We start from the raw sequence: 15118 nt of genomic DNA on the forward strand, positions 1-15118 counted from the left end.
GTTGTGGATAGAACTGACGAAGTCAGTAACAAATATACGGCAAGACGAAGCTGACGTGGTTTGAATTTGATTTTCGAAGAGTATTAATCTTTCTTACCTTTTAGTAAGAAGGTAGCCGATAAGGCTAGGCTGAGACTTGCCATAAAGAGGAGAGGGCTAGCTTGTTCACCTGTGGCTGGGAGTTGTTTATCATTCGTAGAGATCTGATCATTGGCATCATTACTTTCAACCAATGGTTTTGTAGTTTCTAGATTTCTTTTTTCCGTATGAGCTGGGACAGGTTTAACAGTTGAGCCTTCTGTCTTGTAAACAATAGCGTAAGTGCTCACGTCAAAAGTAATAAACTCAATCATACCGTCTCGAATGGTGAATTCTTGTGGTTTTAATTCATTTGTTGAAGTTAATTGATAGAGTTCTTGAATATCACCGGATACTGGTAGTCGAACGAGTACAGCACCTTTTGGTTGAACTGGCTGTCCATCTTTATCCTTGAGTTGAAGAGTGTAAGCATCGTATTTCTTGCTCAAGAGTTCTTTGTTTTCAACTTTTTGACTATCGAGGTAGCTTGCGCCTCCTAGTTCAGTTGTTCCACTAATAACTTGAACTCTTGTAGTCTTGTCTTTCAATACTTTGAGTTTAAACTCAGGAACTGTGTTACTTGGCGCGGATTGACCACTACCTGTCCCGATAGGGCCAGTGTATTCAGGCCTTTCCACAGTAGGTGCTTTCTGGTCCCCAGTTGTTCCGATAGGTTTGGTATATTCAGGTCTTTCCGCAGTAGGTGCCTCTTGATCCCCAACTGTTCCGATAGGACCAGTGTATTCAGGAATTTCCACAGTAGGTGCCTCCTGCTCACCAGCAGTTCCGATAGGACCAGTGTATTCAGGTCTTTCCGCAGTAGGCGCTTCCTGTTCCCCAGTTGTTCCAATAGGTTTGGTGTATTCAGGTCTTTCCGCAGTAGGAGCCTCTTGATCCCCAACTGTTCCGATAGGTTTGGTATATTCAGGTCTCTCCACAGTAGGCGCTTCCTGCTCACCAGCAGTTCCGATAGGACCAGTGTATTCAGGAATTTCCACAGTAGGTGCCTCCTGCTCACCAGCAGTACCAATAGGATCTGTGTACTCAGGAATGGTTACTACTGGAGCAGGCTCATCCCCTTTACTTGTTTGGATTTTTTCTTCCACTGGACTAGTTTCATCCTTAGGAAATACTGTTACAACAGAGCTGCTTATTGTTTTTCCTTGGATAGCATAAGCTTCTATCGGATTGCCAGCTTTACGATCTGTAGTTTCAGGAATGTCTAGTTGGACCTTGTTATCCTTAATGGTTAGAACAGTTTGTTCACCTGATGTGACAAGATGGTCATCATCGACTTTTCTGAGTAGAAGAGGATCTTTGATACCAGGGAAGGTGACAGCGACTCCATCCCAATTGCCAGTTGGTAGGGTTAAGGTAACAGTCTTATCTTTGGACTTAATAGGATCAAGGCTTGGACTATCGAGAGACACAGATGGTGCCTTTAAGATATCAAAGGAATCGAGAGAGATTTTCTTTCGCCCTTCTGGAGAATCAGGATCTACTTTCAAAGTTAGGATGTGATCACCATCAGCTAGATTGGTGAATTCGCCAATCAAAGCACCTTTTTCAGTCGCTCCTGGAGTGTAGAAGTCAAGGGCTGGCATCTCTTTTCCATCCAGTGTGACAAGTGCCTTGCCTAGTGATGCCGTTTTTAATCCATAGATTCGGATACCTGTTCCAGAGAATGGGATTCTTGCAGTGGCTTCAGAAGCAAGGCTATCATCAGCGTTGATGTCAGCGTATTTTTCTGTAGAAGCATAGAGTTCTGCATCGCTCCAATCTTTAAACATGGAACCATACTGGATACGAGGGTCACGGTCGTCGATTTTCTCAACAGTTGCTCCTTGGCCTGGGAAGACTTTGAAGTAATCGAGAGAAATTTTTGCACGCTCGTTTGTACGTCCTTTGTGCTCGGGCTTAACAGTGATGGTCATGAGGTGAGGGCCTGAAGAAAGATTTGTGTAACGTCCTATTAATACACCTTTTTCAGTTGCTCCTGCTGTATAGAAGTCAAGTTCTCCAACAGATTTGCCATCGATTGTAACGTCAGCAAGTCCCAATTGAGATGACTTGAGTCCGTAAATTTCAATACCTGGTCCATTGAATGGAATAGTTGCAGTCGCATCCTTATCGGAATAATTCCCATTTGAGATATCGGCGTATTTCTCTGTTCCACCAAAGAGTTCTGAGTCAGCCCAGTTTCCATAAGCAGAGCCGTACTGGATGCGTTTGTCACGGTCATCCATCAACTCACTGAAGGCATCGATGGAGGCAACGTCTGAAACTGGTGTTGCACGGTCCCCTAGCATAGCCTTAACACTATAAGTATAGGCATGACTAGAATCAATTGAGCGATCGATAAAGTGAGTTTGGTTGGTGATAAACTCACGAACGCTAGGAGTTTGGCTGTTTTCATCCTTGCTTTCTCGTCGGATGACATAATGAGTTGCTCCCTCAACTGTGTTAAAGTCGAGTTCAGCTGTGACGGAATCCTTTCGAAGGGCTGATAAGCGAGTCACTCGTCCAGGGAAGTTTTCAAAGGTAATGACATCACCCTTTTGAGTCGCAAGTTGGATACGGTTATCTTTGAGGCGACTAGCTTGAACTTCCTTGCCATTAATCTTGATAATACTAGATTCGATATTTGGATAGTCTACGACTAAGTCTCCACCAACATTAGAAAGGAAGGACAGCGTTTCAAGATTTTTCTCTTTCCATTTCATGCTGACTTCAAAGTTACCACGAGCGACTAAGCCTGAGACTTGACCGTCTTTCCAAGCATCTGGAAGGGCTGGTAATGGGGCAATGTAGCCTGTGTGAGACTGAAGGAGCATTTCTGCCATACCGCTGGTTGCACCAAAGTTTCCATCGATTTGGAAAGGTGCGTGGGTATCCCAGAGGTTTTCTAGGGTTGAAGATCTAAGCTGTTCTGCCAACAAACGGTGGGCACGATTTCCATCTAAGAGACGAGCCCAGAGGTTGATTTTATTGGCCTTAGACCAACCAGTTCCACCATCTCCACGGTGGTTTAGGGTTGCGCGTGCAGCTTCTAGATATTCAGGTTGATCCTTGCCAAATAGAGTACCTGGGAAGAGTCCAACCAAATGAGAAACGTGGCGGTGATGGTTTTCAATACCTTCGTTAGTGAATTGCGGGCTGTCTTCTTCGTACCATTCCTTGATACGGCCGTCTTGGTTGATGTGAAGAGGTTTTAACTTGTCAAATTTAGCCTTCACTTCTGTCACCAAATCTTGGTCGACCTTCAGATGATTGGCTGCTTCCATATAGTCGTGGAAGAGCTGCCAAACTAGAGATTGGTCAAAGGTATTCCCAATCGTGATAGTTCCATGTTCTGGCGAGTAAGATGGAGAAGAAACCCAACGGTCACTAGCCTTGTCGTAGTGCAAGAAGGAATTCCAGAACTTAGCAGTTTCCTTGAGCATTGGATAAATCTTCTCTTTAAGATAAGTTTCATCCTTGGTGAATTTGTAGTAGTCATAGACGTTCTGCATCATCCAAGCATTGGCAGCAGGAGACCAACCCCAATAGTAGTTCCAACCAGGAGTAGTCCAGCCAAATGGTGTTGCTTGGGTATGAACCAGCCAACCATTTTCTTGACCTTCTTTGGACTCGATACCTGCGTATTCTTTAGCAGCGATACGACCATAATAGCGCATGTCATCGATATAATTGATCATTGGCTTAGCCGTTTCTGCGAGATTGCTCATGTAGGCAGGCCAATAGTTCATCTGTAGGTTGACATTAAGGTGGTAGTCTGAGTTCCAAGGTGGATTATCTACAGCATTCCAGACTCCTTGCAAGTTGGCAGGGAGGGCATCTGTCCGATTACGAGAAGAACTGATCAGTAGGTAACGTCCGTATTGGAAGAAGAGTTCTTCTAGCTTTTGACCTTTTGTTGGATTATAGGTTTGGAGAGCTTCTTTTGTAGTTTGGTTAGACTTGCTACCGCCGAGGTTTAGTTGAACACGATTGAAAAGGCTTTGGTAATCCTTGATGTGATCATTTTTCAGAGTCTCGTAGTCTTTGGCTTTAGCAGCTTCAACGATAGATTTGACAGTTTTTTCTACATCAATATCCTTACGATAATTGGTTTTCGGATTTTGAGCAAAATTAGTCTTGGCACTGAGTAACAGTGTTGCATAACTGGCTCCAGTGACAGTCAAATAACCATCTTGAGCAGTGACTTTTCCGTCCGTCTTGATACCAAGATAGGAAGCAAATTTCAGACCGTTATCTTTAACAGTACCCTTGAGTAAAATACCATTAGAATCAACGCTAACAGTTCCTTGTTTGTATTTAGAATTCTCCCAAGAATAATCTCCATTAGCAATCAAATCTTCAGTCAAGCTGTTCCAAAGGGTAAAATCAAGCGTCTTATCTCCCTTTTTAGTCAAATGGGTAACAGTGACGTCATCTGGATAACTAGAGAAGGTCTCACGTTTGAAGCTTGTCCCGTCTTGGGTATAGGAGGTAGTTGTGATAGCTTCTGAAATGTCTAAGCCACGATGATAGTCAGTAACATTTTCCAAGCCCTTCTTCTGGTTATTAAAGACCATAAAGACATCGCCGAAGGCTAGGTAGCGACCGTATTGGGCATTGTTTGGCCCAACGAGATTTCTTTCAGCTAGGCGTTTTGCTTTTTGACGGTCTCCGTCTTCTAAGGCCTTACGGATTTCTGCTAAGACTTTGTAGCGATCTTTGTAGTTTCCGCCGTTGTAGTCTTGACTATCTGGCTGTGGGCCTCCAGACCAAAGGGTTTTTTCATTGTACTGGATTCTTTCTTCACCAATCAAGCCAAAGACTTTGGCACCCATTTCTCCATTTCCGACTGGAAGGGCTTGTTTTTCCCATCCGTCATAGGAAGGAGCAGTTGGTTGGTTGTAATGTAGTTCGTAATGTTCTTGTTTGTTCACAGGAAGTTCTGGTTTCTCGCTCTCCTTATTGGCAGCAGGGGCGGTAGTAGTACTTGTCTCTGACTGACTACTAGTTTGAGGTAGTTCTGTCCCTGGGTTTGTTTGCTTTTCAGCTGATTCAGCTACAGGCTGAGTCTCTGTGTTAGAAACAAGAACTTCCTCTACCTTCGTATCCGGTTTAGCAGAGGTTTCAGTAATTGTTGCCTCACTTTCCGTAATCTCGACACCATCAGCAGCAACACCCTGTGCTGCTAAAAAAACAGCACCAAGTAAAACAGAGGCAGCTCCGACACTTAATTTGCGGATGCTATACTTACAGGATTTTTCCCAATATCTCTTATCCACAAAATTCTCCTTTCTTAAATCTGTAAGCGCATACATTCTCTTTTAAAAAAATAAGTCTTGCAGAAATATGTGTGATTTTTTCAGATAATCTTAATATAACAAATAAACAAAACTATTGCAAGGGCTTTCAAAGGAAATGGAATTGTTTTACTAAGTTTTACTAAGTATGAAGTATTTGCTAATTACTTAGGAAATCACAGTGGGTGAAAGCGTAACTCAAACTAGTCAGGCGTGGGACTTTATGGTATAATATAGAAGATTCAAAAAGAAACAGGAGAAATGTTATGAACCTTATTTTAGCAATTGTATTGATTCTTTTAGCTTTTCTAGGAGGAGCTCTTGGAGGTATGTACTTGGTGCGCAAGCAAATCGAAAAAGAATTTGCGGATAACCCACGTTTGAATGCAGAAGCAGTTCGTACTCTGTTGAGTGCAAATGGTCAAAAGCCAAGCGAAGCTAAAGTACAACAAGTTTACCACCAAATCATTCGCCAACAAAAAGCAGCCCTTGCTAACAATAAAAAGAAATAAATAGGAAAAGTCTGGGATGAAAGTTCCAGACTTCTCACTATGTTTGACTGATATTTAGAGACAAGACTTTTTCCTTGCATTCTATTGATATTTGATTATGATTAAGAGGGAGACAGTCGGGAGCTACCCAGTCTGTCAGAAATTTCAGGAAGAAATGTAATGATAATGAACTATCAATCAGAAAAAATACTAGAAAGAAGACTGTATGGATAATCGACCAATTGGTTTTTTGGATTCGGGTGTCGGGGGCTTGACGGTTGTGCGTGAACTCATGCGCCAGCTTCCCCATGAAGAAATCGTCTATATTGGAGATTCGGCACGGGCTCCCTATGGTCCCCGGCCTGCTGAGCAGATTCGTGAATATACTTGGCAGCTGGTCAACTTTCTTTTGACCAAAGATGTTAAGATGATTGTCATTGCTTGTAATACAGCAACGGCAGTCGTTTGGGAAGAGATTAAAGCTAAGTTGGATATTCCGGTGCTGGGTGTGATTTTGCCTGGTGCATCAGCAGCTATCAAAGCGAGTCAGGGTGGGAAAATCGGTGTGATTGGAACCCCAATGACGGTAAAATCAGATATTTATCGACAAAAGATTCATGACCTAGACCCAGATTTACAAGTGGAAAGCTTGGCCTGCCCTAAGTTTGCTCCCTTGGTCGAGTCAGGTGCTCTATCGACCAGTGTGACCAAGAAAGTTGTCTATGAAACCTTGCGCCCCTTAGTCGGAAAAGTAGATAGCTTGATTTTAGGCTGTACTCATTATCCGCTCCTTAGACCTATCATCCAAAATGTCATGGGGCCTAAGGTTCAGCTGATCGATAGTGGAGCTGAGTGTGTACGTGATATCTCAGTCTTGCTCAATTACTTTGAGATTAACCGTAGCCGAGATGCGGCGCCCCTTCAACACCGTTTTTATACAACTGCAAATAGCCAAAGTTTTGCCCAGATAGGAGCAGAATGGCTGGAAAAAGAGATTCATGTGGAGCATGTAACATTATGACAAACAAAATTTATGAATACAAGGACGACCAGGACTGGTATGTCGGGTCCTACAGTGTTTTTGGTGGCATTCGGACTTTGACGGATGATGACTTAGAGTTTCCTTTGTTTGATTTAGCCAAAATCTTTCGAGATGAGGAGCGAGGATTTCCGCTTTCAGTCACTGTTTTACGATATGGTTCAGCCTATCGACTACTCTCCTTTGTGGTAGATATTCTCAACCAAGAAGCGGACCGAAACTTAGAAGTCATTCAACGTCAGGGTGCCTTGCTCTTAGTTGAAAATGGTCAACTTCTGCATGTCGAATTGCCTAAAGAAGGAGTCAACGTTCAAGATTTCTTTGAGACAAATAAGGTCAGAGAAACCTTGTTGATCGCGACTCGTAACGAGGGCAAGACCAAGGAATTTCGTGCTATCTTTGATAAGCTAGGTTATGATGTAGAAAATCTCAATGACTATCCTGATCTGCCTGAAGTAGCTGAAACAGGTATGACCTTTGAAGAAAATGCCCGCCTTAAGGCAGAAACTATTTCTAAATTAACAGGCAAGATGGTTTTAGCTGATGACTCTGGTCTTAAGGTTGATGTCCTCGGTGGATTACCAGGTGTCTGGTCAGCTCGTTTCGCAGGAGTAGGGGCTACTGACCAAGAAAATAATGCTAAACTCTTGCACGAGTTGGCTATGGTCTTTGAACTCAAGGACCGTTCGGCACAATTCCATACAACCCTGGTCGTAGCTAGCCCAGATAAGGAAAGCTTGGTTGTCGAAGCTGACTGGCCAGGCTACATTAACTTTGAACCTAAGGGTGAAAATGGCTTTGGTTATGATCCGCTCTTCTTAGTAGGAGAAACTGGCAAATCATCAGCTGAATTAACCCTCGAAGAAAAAAATAGTCAATCCCACCGTGCCTTAGCCGTTAAGAAACTTTTGGAGGTATTTCCATCATGGCAAAGCAAACCATCATTGTAATGAGTGACTCCCACGGAGATAGCTTGATTGTAGAAGAAATCCGTAACCGCTATCTTGGGAAAGTTGATGCTATTTTTCACGATGGTGACTCTGAGCTTCGCCCAGATTCACCACTTTGGGAAGGAATCCAGGTCGTCAGAGGAAACATGGATTTTTATTCAGATTATCCAGAACGCTTGGTGACTCAACTAGGCCCTACCAAGATTATCCAGACTCATGGACATTTGTTTGATATTAACTTCAATTTCCAAAAGCTTGATTTTTGGGCTCAAGAGGAAGATGCAGATATCTGTCTTTATGGGCACTTGCATGTTCCAAATGCTTGGATGGAAGGGAAGACCCTCTTTTTAAATCCTGGTTCTATTAGTCAACCACGTGGGACCATCAGAGAATGTCTCTATGCCCGTGTGGAGATTGATGATAGCTACTTTAAAGTGGACTTTTTGACACGGAACCATGAGGTCTATCCAGGCTTATCTAAGGAGTTCGCTCGATGATTGCCAAAGAGTTTGAACAGTTTTTACTGGAGCAAGAGGAAACCTTTTTAACTCCTGCTGAAAATTTGGCTGTACTCATTGATACCCACAATGCAGATCATGCAACTCTCCTCCTTAGCCAGATGACCTATACCAGAGTGCCAGTAGTGACTGATGAGAAAGAATTTGTCGGAACCATTGGACTTAGAGACATTCTGGCCTACCAGATGGAGCAGGGCTTGAGTCAGGAAGCCATGTCAGATACGGATATCGTACACATGACCAAGAAGGACGTAGCAGTTGTCAGTCCAGACTATACACTGACGGATGTTTTACATAAGTTAGTGGATGAGTCTTTCCTACCAGTCGTTGACAAGGATGGTATCTTCCAAGGTATTATCACACGGAAGTCTATCCTTAAGGCTGTCAATGCTCTCTTGCATGATTTTAGTAAGGAATATGAGATTCGAAGCAAATGAGAGAAGGAATTTCAGCATTTTTAGAAGAAAAACAAGGTTTGTCTGTAAATTCTAAGCAATCCTATAAGTATGACTTGGAGCAATTTTTAGATCTTGTAGGAGAACGAATCTCTGAGACAAGTTTAAAAATCTACCAAGCTCAACTATCTCAGTTTAAAATCAGTGCCCAAAAGCGTAAGGTTTCTGCTTGCAATCAATTTCTTTACTTTTTATACCAGAAGGGGAAAATTGACACCTTTTATCGTTTAGAATTGCCCAAACAGGCTGAGAAAAAGCAAGTTCAGTCAGAACTTTTAGACCTCAGTTCTTTCTGGCAAGAAAGTGCCTATCCAGAGGGACGCTTGTTGGCCTTACTGATAGTTGAATTGGGCCTCTTACCAAGTGAAATTCTAGCCTTAAAAACAAGTGATGTGAACCTAGATTTTCAAGTGTTGAGAGTCAATAAAGCTTCTCAACAAAGAATCTTGAGCCTTCCCACAAACCTGCTTGCGGAGTTAGAACCCTTGATGGGACAGAGCTACATCTTTGAAAAATCTGGGAAGCCCTATTCTCGTCAATGGGCCTTTCGTCAGTTAGAAGCCTTTCTAAAGGAAAAAGGTTTTTCAGACTTATCTGCCCAAGGATTGAGAGAACAGTTTATATTAAGACAAATCGAAGAAAAGGTTGACTTGTACGAAATCGCTAAAAAATTAGGATTAAAGACAGTCATGACCTTGGAAAAATATAGATAATGGATATTAAATTAAAAGATTTTGAAGGGCCTTTGGATCTTCTTTTGCACTTGGTTTCAAAGTACCAGATGGATATCTATGATGTGCCGATTACAGAGGTTATCGAGCAATATCTAACCTATATCTCGACCTTACAAGCTATGCGTTTAGAAGTGGCAGGCGAATACATGGTCATGGCTAGCCAACTTATGCTGATCAAAAGTCGCAAGCTCTTGCCGAAGGTTGCAGAAGTGACAGACCTAGAGGATGATCTGGAGCAGGACCTCCTTTCTCAAATCGAAGAATACCGTAAGTTTAAACTTTTGGGAGAGCAGTTGGAAGTGAAGCATCAAGAACGAGCTCGATATTACTCAAAAGCGCCGACAGAGTTGATTTATGAGGATGCAGAACTTGTGCATGATAAGACGACGATTGATCTTTTCTTAGCCTTTTCAACCTTACTGACCAAGAAAAAGGAAGAATTCTCGAAAAGTCACACAACAATCTTACGAGATGAGTATAAGATTGAAGATATGATGGTCATCGTCCGAGAAGCCTTGGTTGAAGGTGAGCAATTATGCTTGCAAGATTTGTTTAAAGAAACCAAGGATTTACAAGAGGTCATCACACTCTTTTTAGCAACCTTGGAGTTGATTAAAACCCAAGAAATTCTCTTAATTCAAAAAGAGAGCTTTGGAGATATCTATCTCCTGAAAAAGAATGAGGAAAATCAAGTAGAGCAGAGTCGATCTTGATAGAGAGGAAATATGAGTACTTTAGCAGAAATAGAAGCACTCCTGTTTGTAGCGGGTGAAGAGGGGATTAGGATTCGCCAATTGGCTGAGCTCCTATCGCTTCCACCGACTGGTATCCAGCAAAGCTTAGAAAAATTAGCCAAAAAGTATGAAAAAGACCAGAATTCTAGTCTAGCCCTAATTGAGACAGGAGGTGCCTACAAATTGGTAACCAAGCCTCAATTTGCTGATATTTTAAAAGAATATTCTAAGGCGCCAATCAACCAGAGTCTATCTCGGGCTGCGCTTGAAACATTGTCCATTATTGCTTATAAGCAACCTATCACACGTATAGAAATCGATGCTATTCGTGGGGTTAATTCGAGTGGAGCTTTGGCAAAGTTACAGGCCTTTGACTTGATACGAGAAGACGGGAAAAAAGAGGTGCTTGGACGCCCTAACCTCTATGTAACGACGGATTATTTTCTGGATTACATGGGTATTAACCATTTGGAAGAATTGCCTGTGATTGACGAGCTTGAAATTCAAGCACAAGAAAGCCAATTATTTGGTGAAAGGATAGAAGAAGATGAGAATCAATAAATATATTGCCCACGCAGGTGTGGCCAGTAGGAGAAAAGCAGAAGAGTTGATCAAGCAAGGCTTGGTAACTGTCAATGGCCAAGTGGTTCGTGAACTAGCAACGACTATCAAGTCAGGCGACAAGGTCGAAGTTGAAGGCCAACCCATCTATAACGAAGAAAAGGTCTACTATCTGCTCAATAAACCACGCGGAGTGATTTCCAGTGTGACAGATGACAAGGGGCGTAAGACTGTTGTCGACCTTTTGCCCAATGTGAAAGAACGTATTTATCCTGTGGGACGTTTGGACTGGGATACGTCTGGAGTTTTGATTTTGACCAATGATGGGGACTTTACAGATGAGATGATTCACCCTCGTAATGAGATTGACAAGGTCTATGTTGCGCGTGTGAAAGGAATTGCCAACAAAGAAAATCTTCGTCCCTTGACTCGTGGAGTTGAGATTGATGGCAAGAAAACCAAGCCAGCTGTTTACGAAATTCTAAAAGTAGATCCTGTAAAAAACCGTTCGGTTGTCCAGCTAACCATTCATGAAGGACGCAATCACCAGGTCAAAAAAATGTTTGAAGCTGTTGGTCTCCAAGTAGATAAACTTTCTCGAACTCGTTTTGGTCATCTAGACTTGACAGGACTTCGTCCAGGAGAATCACGCCGTCTCAATAAAAAAGAAATCAGCCAACTACACACCATGGCTGTAACCAATAATAAATAATGAAAAAAATCTTAATTGCGCCAGTGCGCTTTTACCAACGCTTTATCTCGCCAGCCTTTCCACCTTCTTGCAGATTTGAGCCCAGCTGTTCAAACTATATGATTCAGGCTATTGATAAGCATGGATTCAAGGGAGTTTTGATGGGCTTGGCTAGGATATTACGTTGCCATCCTTGGTCTGAAACGGGTAAAGATCCAGTACCAGACTACTTTTCATTAAAGCGAAATACAAGAGAAGAAGGATCACATTTGTGATTCTTTTATTGTTATAAGAGTAAGTTACTTGGTAAAATGTTGATTTCCACTACCTTTCTCCTATAAAAAGTGGTAAAATGGTTGAAAGAAAGAAGGGATAGAAATGACAACATTATTTTCTAAAATCAAAGAAGTAACAGAACTTTCCGCTATCTCAGGTCATGAAGCACCTGTTCGCGCTTATCTTCGTGAAAAATTAACACCTCACGTGGATGAAGTTGTGACTGATGGCTTGGGTGGTATTTTTGGGGTGAAGCACTCAGAAGTTGAAAATGCACCTCGTGTTTTGGTAGCCTCTCACATGGATGAAGTTGGTTTTATGGTTAGTGAAATCAAGCCAGACGGGACTTTCCGAGTAGTCAGCATTGGTGGTTGGAACCCTATGGTTGTCAGCAGCCAACGCTTTAAACTCTTTACACGTGAAGGACGTGAGATTCCAGTAATTTCAGGTTCAGTTCCTCCACATTTGACTCGTGGCACAGGTGGGCCAACTATGCCAGCTATTTCAGATATCGTTTTTGATGGTGGTTTTGCAGATAAGGCTGAGGCTGAAAGTTTCGGTATCCGTCCAGGAGACACAATCGTTCCAGATAGTAGCGCAATCCTAACTGCTAATGAAAAAAATATCATCTCAAAAGCTTGGGATAACCGTTATGGTGTTCTCATGGTTAGCGAGTTGGCTGAAAACTTGTCAGGTCAAAAACTAGGAAATGAACTTTACCTTGGTGCTAACGTCCAAGAAGAAGTTGGACTTCGTGGTGCCCATGCATCTACAACAAAATTTGATCCAGAAGTATTTCTTGCAGTGGATTGCTCACCAGCAGGTGATGTTTATGGTGGTCAAGGGAAGATTGGTGATGGAACCTTGATTCGTTTCTACGATCCAGGTCACTTGCTTCTCCCAGGCATGAAAGATTTTCTTTTGACAACTGCTGAAGAAGCTGGAATCAAATACCAATACTATTGTGGAAAAGGTGGTACAGATGCAGGAGCAGCTCATTTGAAAAATGGTGGTGTTCCATCTACAACAATCGGTGTCTGCGCTCGTTATATCCACTCACACCAAACACTTTATGCCATGGATGACTTCTTAGAAGCTCAAGCTTTCTTACAAGCCTTGGTGAAAAAATTAGATCGCTCTACTGTAGATTTGATCAAAAATTATTAAACTGAAAAGATGGAGGTGATAGGTATGGAAGAACCAAACCTAGAAACCTTGATACGGGACCTTTACAATCATGCCCGTCAAAACTTGAGTGAAGATTTAGTGGCTGCACTCTTAGAAACTGCTAAGCAGTTGCCCAGCACCAATGAGCGCTTGCTAGCAGTCCGACTTTCAGGGCTAGTCACACTTGAACTACTCAAGAATCCCAAGACTCCAGCACCAGAGTTAGTCAATCTGGCCCGCTATATCAAAAAGGAAGAAGCTAGGTACAAGGGTGCAGCTGCCTCTTCCTTTATGATTGGAGAACTATTTAAAATGCTTTGATTCGTTCGAATCAAAGCATTTTTTATCTTAAATTTGTTCAGCCAAAACTTTTTCAGCAAGGTTCATAGCATGATCTGACACACGAGTGTAGTGTGAAATAATATCAATAAAGTTGACACCAGCTTGGGTAGAACATTCGCCGTTGTTGAGGCGTTTGATGTGTGTCTTACGAAGGACGCGTTCCATCTTGTTGATGGCTTCATGGCGTTCAATAAGAGATTGAGCTTTTTCAAGGTCATTGTTTTCAACACTCTCAAGAGCATCTTTAACGAAATCACTTGTTTGACGATAAATTTCTTCCAACTCTTCTAGAGCTGAGTTAGAGAATTGAACATTCTTGCGTTGCAAGTAGTCGTTAAGATTAATCAAAGCTTCAGCGTGGTCTCCGATACGTTCCAAGTCACGAGAAGAGTCAAGGATATTTGTTAAGACTTCACTCTCTTTTTGACTCAATGCTTCACTAGATAGACTAATGAGGTAACGTGTTAATTTCTCGTCGATTGTGTTGATAGCTTCTTCAGTTTTGTGCCCTTTTTCAGCTACTTTTTCATTAGAATTGATAATGTAGTCGTAAGAAAGGTCAAATGCTTTAACCGCATAGTTTCCTAGGTGCAAGAGTTCTTTCTTGGCATTTCCTAAGGCGATAGAAGGAGCTTGTTTGATGAGTTGTTCATCCAAGTAAAGAGGTTCGTATTTTACAACTTCGTCTTCACCAGGGATTAGCTTAGTAACAAAGTAAGCCAGAGCACCGATGAATGGGAATTGTACAATGGTGTTACTTACGTTAAAGGCACCGTGTGAGAAGGCAATCGTCATCTCAGGTGAGAGGTGAAGTAAAGCTTGGAAGTACTCAATCATCGAAGTGAATGGGCCTAACAAGATTAAGCAGAGGATAGTTCCTAAAACGTTAAAGGTAACGTGTGTTGCTGCAACTCGTTTAGCAGATATGTTTGCTCCGGCTGCTGCGATAATAACCGTTAAGGTTGTACCGATATTATCTCCGAATAGGACTGGTAGTGCCCCTTTGAGGTCGAGGAATCCACCTGCATAGAGACCTTGTAGAATCCCGATGGTTGCAGAAGATGCCTGAATCAGAACGGTAATGACAGCACCAGCCACAACTCCCAAGATAGGATTTTGCCCCAAGGTAACCATGTATTCCTTAAACTGAGGCAAGTCTTTAAGAGGGCTCATCCCAGCACTAATGAGGTTGAGGGCGTAGAAGATACCACCCACACCAAAAAGGATACGTCCAATATTATTTGCAGTACGGTTTTTTGTAAAGAATAAGAACATGGTTCCAAGGAAAATCAAGGGTAGGGCATACTCGCCAAGTTTGAAACCGATGATGAAGGACGTTACGGTCGTTCCAATATTGGCTCCCATGATAATCCCGATGGCCTGTCTAAGGGTGAGGAGACTAGCACTAACCAGTCCAACCGTAATAACCGTTACACCTGTACTCGACTGGATGAGGGCAGTGACGACAATCCCCACTAAGACCCCTAAGAAGGGATTACTTGTGTACTTATCAATGTAATAACGAAGGCGGTCTCCAGCAGCTTGTTGCAAACCGTCTCCCATGGTCTTGATACTATATAAAAATAGTCCCAGACCACCTAAAAAGTGAAAAATAATTTCCTGCCAATTAATGGACATTTTCTTTTTCCTCCGAAAAATAATCGCGGAATTTCTCCCATTCTATTTTAAAGGATAAAAGTAAATCTAACAAGTAGTAAATGCTCTTTTTTGAGAAAAATGTTGTTTTAATTCGAAAAATGGCAGATGATTGTCTAATTTATATTA

Annotated in this window: 14 protein-coding genes; 12 read left to right on the top strand and 2 right to left on the bottom strand. The window is 42.2% G+C overall.

What is annotated here, in order from left to right; genetic code table 11:
* Positions 1–83: 83 nt before the first annotated feature.
* Positions 84–5357 carry an SIALI-17 repeat-containing surface protein gene (locus ADH31_RS09805; protein WP_080980090.1) on the bottom strand — a complete coding sequence of 1758 codons (5274 nt, stop codon included), beginning with the start codon at positions 5355–5357 and terminating at the stop codon, positions 84–86.
* 284 nt (positions 5358–5641) lie between these two features.
* Between ADH31_RS09805 and ADH31_RS08965 the strand changes: the two genes are divergently transcribed.
* From ADH31_RS08965 to ADH31_RS09020, 12 genes are all read left to right on the top strand, one after another.
* The gene (locus ADH31_RS08965; RefSeq protein ID WP_001048970.1) at positions 5642–5887 is read left to right on the top strand and encodes a YneF family protein; all 246 of its coding nucleotides are present in this window, start codon (positions 5642–5644) and stop codon (positions 5885–5887) included.
* Between the two features lie 205 nt (positions 5888–6092).
* Positions 6093–6887: a glutamate racemase gene (gene racE, locus ADH31_RS08970; protein ID WP_049503242.1), complete on the top strand. Its 795-nt coding sequence runs from the start codon at positions 6093–6095 to the stop codon at positions 6885–6887.
* Positions 6884–7855: a nucleoside-triphosphate diphosphatase gene (locus ADH31_RS08975; protein WP_049510270.1), complete on the top strand. Its 972-nt coding sequence runs from the start codon at positions 6884–6886 to the stop codon at positions 7853–7855. The genes racE and ADH31_RS08975 overlap by 4 nt, the downstream gene beginning before the upstream one ends.
* A complete protein-coding gene (locus ADH31_RS08980; RefSeq protein WP_001118959.1) occupies positions 7831–8352 on the top strand; it encodes a metallophosphoesterase in 522 nt (173 codons plus the stop codon). The genes ADH31_RS08975 and ADH31_RS08980 overlap by 25 nt, the downstream gene beginning before the upstream one ends.
* Positions 8349–8810 carry a cyclic-di-AMP-binding protein CbpB gene (cbpB, locus tag ADH31_RS08985; protein ID WP_000560702.1) on the top strand — a complete coding sequence of 154 codons (462 nt, stop codon included), beginning with the start codon at positions 8349–8351 and terminating at the stop codon, positions 8808–8810. Before ADH31_RS08980 ends, cbpB begins: the two co-directional genes overlap by 4 nt.
* Positions 8807–9541 carry a site-specific tyrosine recombinase XerD gene (xerD, locus tag ADH31_RS08990; RefSeq protein ID WP_049510273.1) on the top strand — a complete coding sequence of 245 codons (735 nt, stop codon included), beginning with the start codon at positions 8807–8809 and terminating at the stop codon, positions 9539–9541. The genes cbpB and xerD overlap by 4 nt, the downstream gene beginning before the upstream one ends.
* A complete protein-coding gene (locus ADH31_RS08995) occupies positions 9541–10275 on the top strand; it encodes a segregation/condensation protein A (protein WP_049510275.1) in 735 nt (244 codons plus the stop codon). The genes xerD and ADH31_RS08995 overlap by 1 nt, the downstream gene beginning before the upstream one ends.
* Before the next feature lie 12 nt (positions 10276–10287).
* The gene (gene scpB, locus ADH31_RS09000) at positions 10288–10857 is read left to right on the top strand and encodes an SMC-Scp complex subunit ScpB (protein ID WP_049510276.1); all 570 of its coding nucleotides are present in this window, start codon (positions 10288–10290) and stop codon (positions 10855–10857) included.
* Positions 10844–11569, top strand: a complete 726-nt coding sequence (locus ADH31_RS09005; protein WP_016466836.1) for a pseudouridine synthase — start codon at positions 10844–10846, stop codon at positions 11567–11569. Before scpB ends, ADH31_RS09005 begins: the two co-directional genes overlap by 14 nt.
* Entirely contained in the window at positions 11569–11823 is a 255-nt protein-coding gene (gene yidD, locus ADH31_RS09010; RefSeq protein ID WP_049510280.1) for a membrane protein insertion efficiency factor YidD, read from the top strand. Before ADH31_RS09005 ends, yidD begins: the two co-directional genes overlap by 1 nt.
* Before the next feature lie 103 nt (positions 11824–11926).
* On the top strand, positions 11927–12991 hold the full coding sequence (gene pepA / locus ADH31_RS09015; RefSeq protein ID WP_000209210.1) for a glutamyl aminopeptidase: 1065 nt from the start codon (positions 11927–11929) through the stop codon (positions 12989–12991).
* A gap of 24 nt (positions 12992–13015) precedes the next feature.
* Positions 13016–13312: an enterocin immunity protein gene (locus tag ADH31_RS09020; protein ID WP_049510283.1), complete on the top strand. Its 297-nt coding sequence runs from the start codon at positions 13016–13018 to the stop codon at positions 13310–13312.
* Positions 13313–13339: 27 nt separating this feature from the next.
* On the opposite strand, the gene ADH31_RS09025 is transcribed toward ADH31_RS09020, so the two are convergent.
* Complete coding sequence (locus ADH31_RS09025; RefSeq protein ID WP_049510285.1) at positions 13340–14971, bottom strand: Na/Pi cotransporter family protein; 1632 nt, start codon at positions 14969–14971, stop codon at positions 13340–13342.
* Positions 14972–15118: the final 147 nt, after the last annotated feature.

The organism is Streptococcus pseudopneumoniae, from assembly GCF_001072375.1.
In the GTDB taxonomy this organism is placed as follows: Bacteria; Bacillota; Bacilli; order Lactobacillales; family Streptococcaceae; genus Streptococcus; species Streptococcus pseudopneumoniae_L.